A 15,400-nucleotide genomic window follows, 5' to 3' on the forward strand; every position below is an offset into this window, starting at 1 on the left:
AAGCATCACGAGGGAGAAGAAACGTTAGAACACGTACTGCGCGCGGAACACCAGGCCATCGCCGTCGTCGTCGCCGTTGGCGTTCTCGGCGTTGTCGACCTTGGCTTTGACGTAGTAGCCGCTGAGCTTGACGTTCTCGTTGGCGTACCAGTTCACACCCAGGTTGTGCACCTTGCCTTCAACGTCGTTGGTGGCAACGAGGCCGACCGAGTCATCTTCAGCTTCGATATGGTCGTAGCGGTAGAAGACTTCCCAGGCACCGATCTGCTTGTTTTCCGGCTTGAGCTGGTCGAAGCGGCCGAGCTTGTAGCCACGTGCTTCGCCGGTGAGAGTGTAGGCGACCTGGGCGTAGTAACCCTTGGCCTCGACGTCTTCGTAGGCAGCGGAATCGGAATCCATCTCGCGGGTGATGTATTCACCCTGAACGGACAGCGGACCCATCGCCCAGGCAGCTTCCAGGCCGAACGCGGTGTCGTCGCCGTAAGAACCCGCCGGTGCGTTGTTCGCGCCACCGAGCAACAGGCGGTTGCCGTTGGTGCCGGCATCGTTACCACCGGCAGTGCTCACGCCGCGCATGCCCAGGCGGCTGCGGATACGGCCGTCGGTGGCCGTGTCGTCCAGGTTGCGCTGGGCGAAGTTGATGCCGAAGTGCAGGACGTTGCCGGCCTCGTGCATCGGCGCGAAGACAGCACGGGCGTTGACCTGCTTGACGCTTTCGCCGTCGACGTCGTTCTGATCCTTGGCATGCAGGCCCAGCGAGCCGTACAGGGAGTCGCCAGCCGTGCTGTTGACCTGGATGCCCAGCCCGTTCTGGTGGCCGTTGGCCCAGTCGACCAGGTCGTAGGCGGCGTTACGCTCCTGGGCAGTCACCCACTTGGAGCTGGTGGCTTTTTCCAGGCCGAAGTCGGGATCGAAACGACCCATCTTGATGTTCACCGGGTTGAAGCCCGAGTACTGAATGGATGCTTCGTCCCAGTAGCCGTCTTCGCTGCTGCCGGCGTTGTGGGCGAAGTCGTAGTTGAACTGGTATTTCCAGTCCTGGAAGGCTACGCCGCCGATTTCCAGGAATGCGCGACGGAAGTAGGCGGCGTCGGCGTTGTCGCCGTTCTGGGTGTAGAAGCCGTCGAAGGTGCTGTAGTCGGCTTGCAGACGTCCGCCGATCTTGAAGCTGAACTGCTTGTCCGTCGTGGCGACTTCCAGGCCACCTTTGGTCTTGACCACGATGTCAGCGCCGTCAGTCGTGACGGTGCCAGCGAAAGCCTGGGCGGAAACGGCCAGAGCGAGGGCGCTGGCGGCGAAACCGGCGAAGTGCTTACGGATCATCGAAAATTCCCCTTTTGGTTTAGCGTTGGAAAACACACAGCTCGTGGTTCTTTGTGCTGCCGGCATCTTGGCCAGCGCGTGTGTCAGCCAAGTGGCTATTCCATAAAGCTTTTATGACAAGGGGGACTTAGAACGAGATGCCTTATGCCCGTCTTACCCAGCTGGAAAAGTGGGATGACGCGGCGTGACGGCCAAAAAAAAAGGTGGGCCTCGGCCCACCCTCTTCTGGTCACGCGCTCGTATCAGCGCTTGCGCAGGATGACACTACCGATCGAATAGCCCGCACCAAAGGAGCTGAGCACGCCGAGGCTGCCCGCGGGGAGGTCGTCCTGGTGCTTGTGGAAGGCGATGACCGAGCCGGCCGAACTGGTGTTGGCGTAGGTGTCGAGAATCACCGGTGCTTCTTCCGGGCTGGCATCGCGGCCCAGCAGCTTGCGCACGATCAGGTGGTTCATGTTCAGGTTGGCCTGGTGCAGCCAGAAGCGCTTGACCGCGCTGACCTCGATGCCGTTTTGCTGCAGGTGCTCGCCAATCAGCTCAGCCACCATCGGGCAGACTTCTTTAAACACCTTGCGCCCTTCCTGGACGAACAGCTTGTCCGGGTTGGTCATGTATTCCTCTGCGGTGCGGTTGAGGAATCCGAAATTGTTGCGGATGTTGTTGGAGAACTCGGTTGCCAGCTTGGTGCTGACCACGTCCCACTGATACGGCGAGGTGGCCAGGTCGGCGCGCTCGACGATCACCGCGGTGCAGGCATCACCGAAGATGAAATGGCTGTCGCGGTCGCGGAAGTTCATGTGGCCGGTGCAAATCTCCGGATTGACCATCAGCACCGCACGCGCCTGTCCCAGTTGCACCGCGTTGGCGGCATTCTGGATGCCGAAGGTGGCCGAGGAGCAGGCGACGTTCATGTCGAAGCCGAAGCCCTTGATGCCCAGCGCGGCCTGCACTTCGATAGCGATAGCCGGGTAGGCACGCTGCAGGTTGGAACAGGCGACGATGACACCGTCGATATCGGCAGCTGTCTTGCCCGCCCGCTCCAGCGCCTGCTCGGCGGCCTTGACCGACATTTCGCAGAGGATCGACCAGTCGTCATTGCTGCGCTCGGGAATGCGCGGAACCATGCGATCCGGATCGAGAATGCCGGCTTTGTCAGTGACGAAACGGCTCTTGATACCCGACGCCTTCTCGATGAAGGCGGAGCTCGACTCCGGCACCGGCTGAACGTCGCCCGCCTCGATCGCCGCGGCATGCTCGTCATTGAAACGACGGGCATAGGTATTGAATGACTCGACCAACTCGTCGTTGGAAATGCTGTTGGCAGGTGTATACAGGCCGGTACCGCTGATGACGACGTTATGCACGGTCGTTCCTCTTGAATATTGGCTGATCATTCTCTGCGCCGGAACAAAGCGAGGCGGGATCACGCCATTCGCCCTCGTTCATGCCGCGTTGGTTTTATATGGCGGCTATTGTGCACGAAAACCGGAGAGAAACCGCAGCTGCGCATTGAAATGTGGACAAAACGCTCACCGGGCAGCCTTCGCGGCGAGCCGGCAGAATCGTTGTATGCCGGACAGTGCCATCCCCGCTCCGCAGCCCCGGGCGGCTTTCGGTTATCCTTGCAGGCCCAACACGCCAGGACCGCCCGATGAAAGACCCACTCGCCGAACTGATCCGCCTGATCAGCTCAGGCTGCATGAGCGACGACGAAATCAGTCGTCTGGCAGACGAAGCGGCCCAGGCCTACGCCGATCCTCAGGGCTTCCTGCAGGCCAATCCGGACATCATCTATGACGACGACTTCCCCATCCCGCTGGGCGAATGGATGGTCGTCGGCAGCCTGCCCGACACCGTACTGTTCCAGGCTGATGACTACCAGACCCTGTTCGAGCAGATCGTCGGCTCGTTCGGCCCGCAGGTGGATTTCGTCCTCAAACCCAAGCAGCTGGCGAAGACCGAGCCACTGAAGGCGCTTAACCGCATCCAGACCCAACTCAGCAGCCTCTATCCCGAAAAAGGCGGCTACGTGCTGGTGGATTTCAGCGAGCCGCTCGATGACGAATTGCAGGCCGTGCTCGTCTATACCTGCGACCTCGAGCGGGTCATGGCGCTGGCGGTGGAGGTCGGCATCTATGCCGCTCCGGCGCTGGCGACGCTACAGGCCGAAAGCCAGGCCTGAAATCAGCGACGACGCAACGGTTCGAGCAGTGGCGACAGGCCGTTGTGATCGATTTCCTGCATCAGGGCCAGCAACTGGCCGATCTCGCCGGGCGGGAACCCGACCCGGGCGAACCAGTTCAGATAGTTGCCGGGCAGATCGGCGATCAACCGGCCCTTGTATTTGCCGTAGGGCATCGTCTGAGTCACCAGGCGTTCGAGGTCTTCGGGCTTCATCGCAACGAACCGATAGCGGGCGAGGCGCAGATACTGCCATAGCGTGCAGGGTCATTCCATTTCGCACCTTGGCGCTGGCTATCGGTCGGATAGATGCGTCATAGCCAGAGCGCCGCGCTCGCGTGGGCGCGCTGACGGCGCTCTGCCAACCCCGAAACCGAGGATCAGAGATGACGGACCCCGCCAGCCCCAAACCCGCACTGGACGACGCCGCACTGGCGTTCGCCGAGCAGGTATTCGACTGCACCCGCAAGGGCGACGCCGCGCGCCTGGCCGATCTGCTCCGACGCGGTCTGCCGGCCAATATTCGCAACCACAACGGTGACAGCCTGCTCATGCTCGCCAGCTATCACGGCCACCTCGAAGCCTCGCGGGTATTGGTGGAACATGGCGCCGACCCGCAGCTGTACAACGACAAGGGCCAGAGCCCGCTGGCCGGTGCAGCGTTCAAGGGCGACCTGGACATGACGCGCCTGCTGCTCGATCACGGCGCCGACGTCGAAAGCGCCTCGCCCGACGGCAAGACAGCACTGATGATGGCGGCCATGTTCGACCGTAGCGCCATCGTCGAGCTGTTACTCGAGCGCGGCGCCGACCCTGCCCGTGCCGACAGCCATGGCGCCACGCCGCTGAGCGCTGCCCAGACCATGGGCGCTCAGCACACGCCACGATTGATCGCCGATGCCCTGGCTGCGCGCAACTGAGAGAGACTGCCAGGAGGCAGGGTGGCCGTCGCCCATCCGTACCCAACCCTGAACACCCACCGCGGCACACCGCGCCGGTAATACGACACGTCGTTTCAGACCATTCCGAGACCTTCATGACCCACGCAAGCAGCAAACCGACCTTATCGCCCGGTGCCATCCTCCTGATCGAACTGGCACTGGCCATGGGCGGCTTCGCCATCGGCACCGGCGAATTCGCCATCATGGGCCTGATGCCCAACGTCGCGCAGGGCCTGGGCATCAGCGAGCCGCAGGTCGGCCATGTCATCAGCACCTACGCCCTGGGCGTGGTGGTCGGCGCCCCGCTGCTGGCGATCCTCGGTTCGCGCCTGTTTCGCCGCCACCTGCTGCTGTTGCTCATGAGCTTTTTCGCGCTCGGCAACTTCGCCAGCGCCATGGCGCCGGATTATCACACCCTGATGGTGTTTCGCTTCATCGCCGGCCTGCCCCATGGGGCGTACTTCGGCGTCGCCATGCTGGTGGCCGCGTCGATGGTGCCGGCGGACCAACGCGCCAAGGCGGTCAGTCGGGTGCTGGCCGGCCTGACCATCGCCATGCTGATCGGCAACCCCATCGCGACCTGGCTGGGACAGTGGCTGAGCTGGCGCTGGGCCTTTGGCCTGGTGGGGCTGATTGCGTTGTTGACGGTATTGCTGGTGGCGATCTTCCTGCCGCTCGATCGCAACGAACCGCGCAACAATCCAATGCGCGAGCTGCGCGACTTCAACCGCAAACCGGTGTGGTTGGCGCTGGCCATCAGCTCGATCGGATTTGCCGGCATGTTCTGCGTTTTCAGCTACCTGGCGCCGACGCTGCTGGAGGCCACCGGTGTCGGCGAAGGCTGGATACCGGTGGGGTTGGCGGCTTTCGGCCTGGGCGGCATCGTCGGCAACCTGTTTGGCGGCTGGCTGTTCGACAAGCTGCGCTTCAAGGCCATCGCCTGGCTGTTGCTCTGGAGCATCTGCGTGCTGCTGGTGTTCCCGTTCGCCGCGCATTCCCTCTGGACGATCCTCCCGGCGGCCTTCGCGGTAGGCACCATGGTTTCGCTGTCGCCGGCCCTGCAAACGCACCTGATGGACGTCGCCGCCGACGCGCAGACCCTGGCGGCCGCCTCCAACCATTCGGCATTCAACGTCGCCAACGCGCTCGGTCCCTGGCTCGGCGGCCTGGCGATCAGCGCGGGGCTGGGCTGGACCTCCACCGGCTATATCGGCGCCGCGACCGGTGCGGTCGGCTTGCTGGTGTTCTGGTGGGCCTGGACGTCCCACGACGGACGCGAAGCAACCACAGGCGCCGCCACCGCCTGCGATTGAGCGGACCCGCCAGGCCAGCTGCCGTTACTCCAGGGCGTATTCGAAAGTGCTGACCACGCGCAGGCGCTTGCCGGGCGTACGGCCGGTGTCCATGTCGCTGCCGTCGTCGTCGAGGACCCGAATCACGCCCTGGTTGGCGGTCTTCAGCTCGCCCAGGCGTGCACCGGCATCCTCGGCGAATTTACTCGCCTGCTCGCGCGCGTTGCGCGTGGCGTCTTCCAGCAGGGCCGGCTTGAGATCGTTGAAGCCGCGCAGCTGATAGCGCGGCCCGCTGACGCCATTCTGTTCGGTATCCAGCTGGATGCCGGCCTGGATCAGCGGGTCGACGCCGTTGGCCGCTTTGCCGACCGCCTCGATCCGCGCCGACTTCACCACCACCTGGCCGCTGCCGTTGAAGCGCAGGGCGATTTCCTGCGGTGCCCATTCCCTGGCCAGCAGGTCCTGTACCTGCAGCGGACGGACTTCGATCTCGTCATCGCTAAAGCCCTGCCCATGCAGAAATGCCACGACGTCGCGGCGGTCCTTGGAGAGCTGCTGCTGCACACTGGCGAAATCATTGCCTGCGCGGCGGAAACCCAGCGTCCAGACCGCGAAATCAGTCTGCACGTCGCGCTCGGCCAGGCCTTTGACCGTTACCGAGCGATCCGCCATGCGAAAACGCTCCACGCCCTGCCCCACCGACCAACCGGCGAAGGCCACCGAAACCGCGATCAATACGGCGGGTAACAAACCGATGCGCGCTGTGGTCACGTTGATGCTCCTCGGAAGAAAGAAAGGCCGATGCTACTCGACAATCCGGACCGCTAACAAAGCTGGTCATTGCGCCGGCTCTCCACCGCATCGAGCCGTGGAGCGAGCGTACCGTGCCCTCCTCAATAAGCGCTGCGTCACGCGGCAGCGAAAAAACCACTCAGCTGAATGCTGAACGCAGCTCAGCCAACCACACATGCCGTCGACTCGACGGCTGCGGTGGCCCAGGGATTGCGACCCTCGCCTATCCACGTCAGCGTTGCCTGCCAGAAGCCCTGCCGGTGGCGCACGTGAAAGAGATCGAAGTGCCCGACACGCTCCAGCCCCCACTCGGCGGGGCTCAGCCGCACATGCTCGCAACGACTGTTGCGGTAATAGCTCAGCCCGCGCTCGATGGCCGGCAGCGTGCCGTATTCGTCATCGGTCATGCTCACCGCCAGGATCGGTGCGCGGACCGCGGCAAAGCGCTGTAAGATCCGCTCGCGTTCAGGGTGGGGGTAGCTGTGTTCCAGCTTCGCGCGGCGAAACGCCCACTCCCGCGCGACGCCGGCTGGCAGGTCTTCCAGCCAGCCAAGACGGCGGCCGGGAAAATAGCCGTACAGCGCCGTCACGCTCGGCATGAACAGGTGCCATTTGACGAACATCCGCCAGCGGTGCGCGGCCGCGTAATCGCGCCAGTAGGCGTATTGCGCGCCGACGCTGAGAAAGCGGTCGACCTCGGTGGCCGCGCTGGCGAAACCCGGCAGGAAGCCGCCGATGCTGTGCCCGACCGCCACCAACAGGCCGTCCGGGTCGCGCGCGCGCATCCAGCGCACGGCGGCATCGAAGTCATAGTCGCCCCAGTCGCACCAGCGCATGCGAAAGCCGCGCAGGCTGGCTGGCCGCGACCCGCCGATGCCGCGGTAGTCGTAGGTCAGCACGGCATACCCCTGCTCGCGCAGAAAGCCGGCGTATCGCGCGTAATAACGGGCCAGGACACCGGTGGCACTGCTGACGATCACCGAGCCGCGCGCCTGGCCGGCGGGTAGCCAGAGCTGCGCCTCGAGTCGATAGCCATCGCGGCAGTGCAGGACAATAGGCTGGGACATGGACGGTTGCCGGTTCGTGGGGTCGTTCACCACCATGCCCGCTGCCCTGGTTTTTTGCCAGCGCCACGCGCGCGGAAATCAGCCAAGGCCCGCATTCACCGTGCAACGCTTCCACGGCCGTCATGGCCTCAGGCGTGAACAGCGAACCCGCCGCTGGCCCGAAGGTCCATCGTCAGGCTACTGTGACTACGCGGCGGTGCCCTGCCCACCCAAGCCCTGCTTCCACCCACCGCCCCGCCCGGCCTTCCCGGCCGATCGCGGCGCGGCTGTCTTTCGGAGTGATTCATGCAAAGCGATCAGCTGATCGTATTCGCCGTGCTGGCCGCGACGCTGGGTTTGTTCGTCTGGAATCGATGGCGCTACGACATCGTCGCCCTCGCGGCCCTGCTGGTCGTCGTCCTGGTTGGCATCGTGCCGCCGGAGAAGGCCTTCATGGGGCTCGGCCACCCGGCCGTGATCACCGTGGCGGCGGTTTTGGTGGTCAGCCGCGGGTTGCTCAACAGCGGCGTGGTGGACTCGCTGGCACGCCACCTGACCAAAGTGGGCGACCGCCCCTGGGCCCAGGTGCTGCTGCTTTCCGGCATCGTCGCGTTGTGTTCGGGCTTCATGAACAACGTCGGCGCACTGGCGCTGTTCATGCCGGTCGCGATCTGGATGTCGCGCCAGAGCGGCCGTTCGCCTTCGTATCTGCTGATGCCGCTGGCCTTCGGCTCGCTGCTCGGTGGCACCCTGACCCTGATCGGCACACCACCGAACATCATCATCGCCGGCTACCGGCGCGAACTCGGCGACACACCGTTTCGCATGTTCGATTTCCTACCGGTAGGCCTGGCGATCACCGTCGCCGGCCTGCTGCTGATTGTCCTGCTCTGGCGCCTGATACCACGCCGGGATAACCCGGGCGGCGATCAGGAGTTGTTCGAGATCAGCGCCTACCTGACCGAGCTGAAGGTACCGGACGACAGCAAGTACGCCGGCCGCACCCTGCACGACCTGATCATCGCCGGCGGCGACGACGCGGAAGTGGTGGTCATCGCCCTGGTGCGCGGCGGTCACTATCAGCCGATGCCTTCGACCTATGAAGTGCTGCATCGCGACGACGTGCTGCTGGTCGAAGCCGACTCCGACAGCCTCAAGCGCTTTCTCGACAAGACCCACCTGACCCTGGCGCCCGAAGCCGACCGCAAGGCCCAGGAGAAAGCCGAGCAGGACAAGCAGGCGGACACCCGCGGCACGTCGGACAAGCAGCACGCGGCAGGCGAATCCGGCGGCGACCGTCAGGGTGAGCGCGCGCTGGTCGAGGCCATCGTCACGCCGAGCTCACCGCTGGTGGGCACCACCGCGACCGGTCTGGCGCTGCGCGAGCGCCATGGTGTGAACGTGCTGGCCGTGGCCCGTCAGGGCCAGCGGTTGCGCCAGCGGCTGGGCAACATCCGCTACGCCGCAGGCGACATTCTGCTGCTGCAAGCACGCGAGGAGCAGCTGCAATCTAGATTGAACAGTCTTGGTTGCCTGCCGTTGGCCTCGCGCGGTCTGCGCATCACCGCGCCGCGCCAGGTATGGCTGGCCAGCGGTATCTTCGCCACCGCGCTGGCGCTCATCGCGCTGGGCGTGGTTCCGGCGGCGATCGCGCTGGTGGGAGCCGCGCTGGCGATGGTACTGGCCGGCCTGGTGCCCACTGGCGAAATCTACAAGAGCATCGACATGTCGGTCATCGTCCTGATCGCCGCCATGCTGCCGATCGGCGAAGCGCTGGAAACCACCGGTGGCTCGCGCCTGATCGCCGACGCCCTGCTGAATATCGGCCAGGCGGCGCCGCCGGCAGCGACGGTGGCGATACTCATGGCCGGGGTCATGCTGCTGTCCAATGTGGTCAACAACGCGGCCGCTGCGGTGCTCGCAGCGCCCGTGGCCATCAGCCTGTCACGCGGTATGGAGGCATCTGCCGATCCGCTGCTGATGGCGGTGGCCATCGGCGCGTCCTGCGCGTTCCTGACCCCGATCGGCCATCAGTCGAACACGCTGGTGATGGCACCGGGCGGCTACCGCTTCGGCGACTACTGGCGCCTGGGACTGCCGCTCTCGATCCTGGTGGTGTTGGTGGCCGTGCCGGCCATTCTGTGGGTCTGGCCGCTGTAGCGATTGCGCCGAGGCGCCACGGATCAGTCTGACGGGCCGGCGCCGTTATTGGGCATCCAGCTGCTGGATATCGAAGCCGATGCGGTTGTCGCTGCTGATACGAAACTGCAGCGTTTCGCCCGGCTCGACCCGCGCGGCCCGCTCACGCAGCAGGCTGCCCTTGCCGCACAGGGTGTCGTCTTCCGGGTCGGATTCGATGCTGACGATGCGCAGCCCGGCTGGCACCTGCAAGCGCACCTGCTCGCCGACATGGATGCGCGCGGCCAGCTGACGATCAACCATGACCGCCACGTAGCAGCCACCGCCGCGCATCCCGAAGTCACGGGTCACCACCAACTCGCCGCCGTTGGCCACGGGCGTTTGATAGCCACGCAACCGTTCCTCGGGCACCGGCTTGATATCCGCTGGATCGGCCTGCCAGGACGAGCAACCGGTCAGGGCCAGCAGGGTGACGAGGACAAACGTGGGGCGCATACGGATTCTCCGATCGATCAGCGAAACGGTGATGGTAGGCCAGGTTCGCATGCCGTGCCGACCGCCCATGACTGCGCTAGCGAGTCGAAATCGGATGGCTGCTGCCCGGATACGGCCGTTCCTCTTCGAGATTGCCATGGCGACCATAGACCTCCACCGAGGCGGTCTTGCCGGCCATGAAGCGATCAAGGCCCGTGTACATCTCGTCCTTGGTCAGGGTACGCAGCACCGTTTCCCCGGATTGCTGATCGGTCAGCTCCCAGCCCGACGGGGTCGGGTTGACGTGATACTTGTCCATGCGAGCTCCTGCGATCAGGCCGGTTGGCGCCGTCTCGCGTGTTGAGGTCTGTTTGGCATGACGGCCATCGAGCGGCGCGCAACGCCGTTTGGCTCAATGGCGGTCGTCCTCGCCATCGATTTCGGCGTCATCGAAGTCCGGGTCTTCACCCGGCTCTTTTTCGCCGGCATCGGTCATGGTGATGTCCGGCTGTTCGTCGTCGGTCGTGTCTCGCCCGCGCGGGGCTTCGGGGGTCGGGGTCATGGCAGGCTCGCTTCTGTGGGGTGTCAGACAATTGGAACCGCTCTAGCCCCGCGGCGTTCGTTGCCTCGCTTGCCGGCGGTCCGATCGCGGCCAGGCGACAGCCAAGCGCGCACGTTGCGATTGCAGCGGCAACAGGACTCCACCACACTGCCGCCCAACCAACCTGCACCGGAGCTGCCCAATGCCTGCCAATCAACAATCTTCGCGCGAGACGATCCTGGCTCACCCCGATGCGCTGGAGTGCACCATCTACCGCGCCCATGAAACCGATCCGGACGGCGAGGAGCGCGACATGGGCGATGCCCGCGTCGTCATTACCGGCCCGTTCGAAGCGCCGCAGGAATGGAACGCCAAGGAGCGCGCCGACTATTTCGACGGCATGCCGGAAGACGCCTTCTTCACCGCGCTGTTCGCCAGCGAGGCCGGCGCCGACTCCAAGGGCTATTTCACCGTCGAGGCGGACGACTACGCCGCGGTGACCGAGCCGGACGGCACCATCGCCATGTTCTATGTCTGCGAGCGTCTCGAAGACGGCACCTATGTGCTGTTGCGCGAAGAAGACGACGCCGAAGACTGAGCCTGCACCACCCGCGGTCGAACCCGCACCGCCTGCGACGGGTCTGCTGTACAGGCAGGCCCGTTATCCTCACGACCGCTGCCGCTTCCACCCGCCACGCCAAGAGGAATCGCATGAGCCCTCTGCAACGCTACTGGCAATCTCCGGTCACCCGCATGAAGCTGGTGGCCGGGCTTCTTCTGCTCCTCGCTGCCCTGCTCTACATCGTCGCCACCGCGATGGAGCCGCGCCATCCGGCCTGGGGTTATCTCGCCTCTTTCGCCGAAGCCGCCATGGTTGGCGCGATTGCCGACTGGTTCGCCGTTACCGCACTGTTCCGCCACCCGCTCGGCCTGCCGATCCCGCACACGGCGATCATCCCGCGTAGCAAGGCGCGCATCGGGCGCAACCTCTCGACATTCATCACCACCCATTTCCTCTCCACGCCGCTGGTGCTGGCCAAGCTCGAGGCGCTGGACATTGGCGGGCGCCTGGCCAAGTGGCTGCAGCATCCGGCCAATGCCGAAGCCGTCGGCCGCCAGCTCACCGGCATGGCGCGCTTCGGCGTCGATTCGCTGCGCGACGAGCGGGTGCAAGGCTTCGTCCGCGCGAAACTGCTCGACCGCGCCCGCAAGGTCGACCTTGCGCCGGTTTGCGGCCAGGTGCTGGAAATGCTCACCCGCCAGGGCAAGCACCAGGCGATGCTCGACGAGGGGCTGATCAAGCTCGATGCGCTGCTGCAGGACGACGACACCCGCGCGCTGGTGGCCGATGCCATCACCGCCGAGGTGCGCACCCTGCGCTATCTGGGGCTGGGAAAGGCGGTCGGCGGCTGGTCGGCGAACAAGTTTGTCGACGGCGTTTCAGCGGTGATCGCCGAGGTGGCCAACGACCCGGAGCACCCGCTGCGTGAACGCTTCGATGAGCATGTCGCCGAGTACATCGAACGCCTCAAGCATGACCCGGCCTATCGGCTGGAAATCGAGCGCATCGTCGCCCAGCTGCTCGAACACCCGGCCACCACCGACTACCTGCAAACCCTCTGGCAGGAACTGACCACCTGGCTTCAGACCGACTTGGACAGCCCCGACTCACGCATCGGCAGACGCATCGTGAGACTGACCCAGGGGCTCGGCGACTCCCTCGGTGCCGACACCTCCATGCGCACCTGGATCAACGAACAGCTGACTGCCGCGGCGCCCGGCATGCTCGAGCGCTATCGCGGGCAGATCGGCAAATACATCGCCCAGCGCGTAGAGAACTGGGAGAGCCGCGAGCTGGTCGAGCAGATGGAACAGAGCGTGGGCAAGGACCTGCAATACATCCGCATCAACGGCACGCTGGTCGGCGGACTGGTCGGGCTGGTGCTCCACGCGCTGACGCAGCTGGCCATCGGTTAGATGCAGCCAGCTTGCCAGACCCTGTGGGAGCGGTCTTGACCGCGAAAAAAGGCTGTTCAGGCGTGCAGTATCCGTGATGATCGCCGCTCTTTTCTCTGATAAGTCTGTGTCGCGGGCGAAGCCTAGTCAGCGGTGCGCAAGCCGCTGAGCCGCGCCCAATCGCGGTCGAGACCGCTCCCACAGGCTTGGGCTTGGCTCGCGCTTTAGGGTGGCTTATCACCGGCTAAACGCCGAGCAAGCGCAGCGTTTCGCTGATATGGCTGGCGCTGGCATCGCCGGTCAGCGGCCGGTCCCAGCGCAGCGTTGCCGGCCGGCCGGCGAGGTACCAGAGGCGGTTGGCCAACTGATCGGCGTCGCGGGCATCGTGGGTGACGCAGATCATCGCCATATACGGCTGTGCATCCAGCAGCCGGACAATCAACTCGCGCAGCTCGGCAGCACGGTCGGGATCCAGCGAAGCGAAGGGCTCATCGAGTAGCAGCAGATCCGGCCGAATGGCCAGGCTGCGCGCCAGAGCCGCGCGCCGGGCCATGCCCAGTGACAGTTGATCGGGCAGGCGCTCCGCGGCGTCGCCCAGCCCGACCTCGTTCAACAGTCGCTCGATGTCGGCGGCAGCGGCACCGACCATGGCCAGGTTCTGCCGCACCGTACGCCAGGGCAACAGGCGGTGTTCCTGAAACAGATAGCCGACCCGCGGGGGCGAACCCGCCGCGACGCGTGGCTTCAATCGCGGATCGAGCCCGGCGATGGCATTGAGCAGGGTCGTCTTGCCGACACCCGAGGGGCCCAGCAGGCAGATGCGGTCGCCGGCCCGCACCTGAACATCGATAGTGCCCAGCACCGGATGCCCCACAGAGGCACCCTCGACGCGTAGCTCAAGCATGCCGCACGCCGACGTTGCGCCACCCCGTGGCGCGCCGTTCCAGCGGTTGCAGCACGGTCAGTTCGATCAACTGCACCACGGCGATGAACGCCAGGCTGTAGGCCAGGATGCTCGCCACATCGAACACCTGAAACGCCATGTGCAGCTGAAATCCGATACCGTCGGAGCGCCCCAGCAACTCGACCACCAGGACGATCTTCCAGATCAGCGCCAGGCCGCCGCGGGTCGCCGCTATCAGATAGGGGAACAGCTGCGGCAGCCAGACGTCCACGACCCGCTGTCGGCGGCTGAAGCCATACACCAGGGCCATCTGTTCGAGCTTGGGCTCCAGGCTGCGCGCGCCTTCGCGCAGCGTGACCGCGACGTTGGGTACCTTGTTGACCACCACCGCCAGCACCGCCGCCGCCTCCACCAGGCCGAACCAGACGTAGAGCAGGATGATGGTCACCAGCGCCGGCAGGTTGAGAAACAGCACCAGCAGCGGATCGAGCACGGCGTTGGCGGTCCGCGAACGGCCCATCCAGACGCCCAGAAGCGTGCCGAGCGCCATGGCCAGGCTGAAGCTGATCACCACCCGGCGCAGCGTCACCAGCAGGTGATGGGGCAACTCGCCGCTCTCCACGGCCAGCCAGAAGCTGTGCAACACGGCCGCCGGCGTTGGCAACAGCGGCGCGTCGACCAGCAGCGCCGCGACGCTCCAGATGGCCACGAGTATCGGTAGCGCCAACCAGCAGGCCCAGCGGGAACTGTTCACGGCTCGCTCTGGAACAGCGCGGCGGGCATCACCGCTGCACGCTCGGCGCCGCTGAGGACCAGCAGCCGCTGCAGCGCCTCGATGCGGGTTTGGTCCAGTGGCTGGGGAATACCTTCAATGAAGCTGTCGCGCAGCGCGGCGAATACCGCGTCGCTGTCCGCGCGCATCAGTGGTCGGATGGCGTGCCACTGCGCGGGCTCGGCGGCCAGCTGGCGCTTGCTCTGGCGCAGCGCCCGAGCAAAACCCTGGAGCAGGTCCGGATGTTCACGGGCCCAGCCATCGGCGAACAGGTAGCCGAGAATCGGCAGGTCGGGGTCGAGATCGAGCGAGCGGGCCAGGTCGGCCAGGCGAAACGCGCTGCGCACCCCGCCTTCACCACGCATGCGTGCCGAGAAGTGCCAGAACGTCAGCAAGGCATCCAGCTGGCCGCGGCGCAGCGCCTGGCCGAGCAAGGGTGGCGCGGCGTATTGCACGGACGCCTCGCGCGCCAGCTCGATTCCCTGCGCCACGGCGGCCCGCTGCAACAGCAGCCAGCCGAGCCCATCCGGGCCGCCGGCCACGCCGATGCGCTTGCCGCGCAGGTCCGCCAGGGTGCGGATGTCGCTGTCGGCGCCAACCAGCACTTCACCGATCTGCGAGGAAAACGGCAGGTAGCGGTAGGCGGTTCCGGCTTCGTAGCGCTGCTGCACCCAGAGCAGATCGCTCACCGCGCCGTCGACGCTGCCACTGCTGAGCGCCAGACGCGAGGCCGGCAGATCGGCCACCAGGCGCACCCGGAGGTCGAAGCCATTGGCCTTGTCCAGCCCGTGACGCTTGAGGTGGTCCAGCTCCCAGTGCGGCGTACCGAACTGCAACACGCTGAGCGTCAGCACCGGCAGCGCACCGCCCTCGTCTTCGGCCAGCGCCGGCAGCGCGACCAACCCCAGCAGCGCCAGGCAGACCAGGCCAACGACCGTGCGATACACACGGGCAGGCAAGCGGACGAGATGCAGCAGAGCAGGCTTCATGACCGCAGGGTACGAAGCGGCCAGCGCCCCACGAATAGTACTTTGGTGCC

General features: G+C 65.4%; 17 protein-coding genes. 6 read left to right on the forward strand and 11 right to left on the reverse strand.

The window, feature by feature from the left end; translation table 11 throughout:
* Positions 1–24 precede the first annotated feature (24 nt).
* Positions 25–1,323: an OprO/OprP family phosphate-selective porin gene (locus KVO92_RS07215; RefSeq protein WP_217474919.1), complete on the reverse strand. Its 1,299-nt coding sequence runs from the start codon at positions 1,321–1,323 to the stop codon at positions 25–27.
* 242 nt (positions 1,324–1,565) lie between these two features.
* Positions 1,566–2,687, reverse strand: coding sequence for a beta-ketoacyl-ACP synthase III (locus KVO92_RS07220; protein WP_217474920.1), 1,122 nt, complete (start codon positions 2,685–2,687; stop codon positions 1,566–1,568).
* A gap of 287 nt (positions 2,688–2,974) precedes the next feature.
* Between KVO92_RS07220 and KVO92_RS07225 the strand changes: the two genes are divergently transcribed.
* The gene (locus KVO92_RS07225) at positions 2,975–3,505 is read left to right on the forward strand and encodes a hypothetical protein (protein WP_217474921.1); all 531 of its coding nucleotides are present in this window, start codon (positions 2,975–2,977) and stop codon (positions 3,503–3,505) included.
* 2 nt (positions 3,506–3,507) lie between these two features.
* Here KVO92_RS07225 and KVO92_RS07230 read toward each other — a convergent pair whose 3' ends face one another.
* Entirely contained in the window at positions 3,508–3,720 is a 213-nt protein-coding gene (locus KVO92_RS07230; RefSeq protein ID WP_181101775.1) for a DUF3820 family protein, read from the reverse strand.
* 170 nt (positions 3,721–3,890) lie between these two features.
* Between KVO92_RS07230 and KVO92_RS07235 the strand changes: the two genes are divergently transcribed.
* The gene (locus KVO92_RS07235) at positions 3,891–4,424 is read left to right on the forward strand and encodes an ankyrin repeat domain-containing protein (RefSeq protein WP_217474922.1); all 534 of its coding nucleotides are present in this window, start codon (positions 3,891–3,893) and stop codon (positions 4,422–4,424) included.
* A gap of 116 nt (positions 4,425–4,540) precedes the next feature.
* Entirely contained in the window at positions 4,541–5,758 is a 1,218-nt protein-coding gene (locus KVO92_RS07240) for an MFS transporter (RefSeq protein WP_217474923.1), read from the forward strand.
* A gap of 24 nt (positions 5,759–5,782) precedes the next feature.
* Here KVO92_RS07240 and KVO92_RS07245 read toward each other — a convergent pair whose 3' ends face one another.
* The gene (locus KVO92_RS07245) at positions 5,783–6,508 is read right to left on the reverse strand and encodes an SIMPL domain-containing protein (protein ID WP_336512610.1); all 726 of its coding nucleotides are present in this window, start codon (positions 6,506–6,508) and stop codon (positions 5,783–5,785) included.
* Between the two features lie 182 nt (positions 6,509–6,690).
* On the reverse strand, positions 6,691–7,596 hold the full coding sequence (locus tag KVO92_RS07250; RefSeq protein ID WP_217474924.1) for an alpha/beta fold hydrolase: 906 nt from the start codon (positions 7,594–7,596) through the stop codon (positions 6,691–6,693).
* A 285-nt stretch (positions 7,597–7,881) separates the two neighbouring features.
* Between KVO92_RS07250 and KVO92_RS07255 the strand changes: the two genes are divergently transcribed.
* A complete protein-coding gene (locus KVO92_RS07255; protein ID WP_217474925.1) occupies positions 7,882–9,735 on the forward strand; it encodes an SLC13 family permease in 1,854 nt (617 codons plus the stop codon).
* 45 nt (positions 9,736–9,780) lie between these two features.
* On the opposite strand, the gene KVO92_RS07260 is transcribed toward KVO92_RS07255, so the two are convergent.
* From KVO92_RS07260 to KVO92_RS07270, 3 genes are all read right to left on the reverse strand, one after another.
* Complete coding sequence (locus KVO92_RS07260) at positions 9,781–10,209, reverse strand: 3-isopropylmalate dehydratase (RefSeq protein ID WP_217474926.1); 429 nt, start codon at positions 10,207–10,209, stop codon at positions 9,781–9,783.
* Positions 10,210–10,285: 76 nt separating this feature from the next.
* Positions 10,286–10,507, reverse strand: a complete 222-nt coding sequence (locus KVO92_RS07265) for a hypothetical protein (protein ID WP_217474927.1) — start codon at positions 10,505–10,507, stop codon at positions 10,286–10,288.
* 93 nt (positions 10,508–10,600) lie between these two features.
* Entirely contained in the window at positions 10,601–10,750 is a 150-nt protein-coding gene (locus KVO92_RS07270; RefSeq protein WP_217474928.1) for a hypothetical protein, read from the reverse strand.
* A 181-nt stretch (positions 10,751–10,931) separates the two neighbouring features.
* On the opposite strand from KVO92_RS07270, the gene KVO92_RS07275 reads away from it, so the two are divergent.
* Complete coding sequence (locus tag KVO92_RS07275; RefSeq protein ID WP_217474929.1) at positions 10,932–11,327, forward strand: hypothetical protein; 396 nt, start codon at positions 10,932–10,934, stop codon at positions 11,325–11,327.
* A 113-nt stretch (positions 11,328–11,440) separates the two neighbouring features.
* Positions 11,441–12,706, forward strand: coding sequence for a DUF445 domain-containing protein (locus KVO92_RS07280; RefSeq protein ID WP_217474930.1), 1,266 nt, complete (start codon positions 11,441–11,443; stop codon positions 12,704–12,706).
* Positions 12,707–12,929: 223 nt separating this feature from the next.
* On the opposite strand, the gene KVO92_RS07285 is transcribed toward KVO92_RS07280, so the two are convergent.
* The 3 genes from KVO92_RS07285 to KVO92_RS07295 are packed head-to-tail and all read right to left on the reverse strand — an operon-like array spanning position 12,930 to position 15,350.
* Positions 12,930–13,589 (reverse strand): ABC transporter ATP-binding protein, encoded by a 660-nt coding sequence (locus KVO92_RS07285; RefSeq protein ID WP_217474931.1) that lies wholly within the window; start codon positions 13,587–13,589, stop codon positions 12,930–12,932.
* The gene (locus KVO92_RS07290; RefSeq protein ID WP_217474932.1) at positions 13,582–14,343 is read right to left on the reverse strand and encodes an ABC transporter permease; all 762 of its coding nucleotides are present in this window, start codon (positions 14,341–14,343) and stop codon (positions 13,582–13,584) included. The genes KVO92_RS07285 and KVO92_RS07290 overlap by 8 nt, the downstream gene beginning before the upstream one ends.
* Entirely contained in the window at positions 14,340–15,350 is a 1,011-nt protein-coding gene (locus KVO92_RS07295) for an ABC transporter substrate-binding protein (protein WP_217474933.1), read from the reverse strand. The genes KVO92_RS07290 and KVO92_RS07295 overlap by 4 nt, the downstream gene beginning before the upstream one ends.
* Positions 15,351–15,400 lie beyond the last annotated feature (50 nt).

This window comes from Stutzerimonas stutzeri (assembly GCF_019090095.1).
Classification (GTDB): Bacteria; Pseudomonadota; Gammaproteobacteria; order Pseudomonadales; family Pseudomonadaceae; genus Stutzerimonas; species Stutzerimonas stutzeri_AN.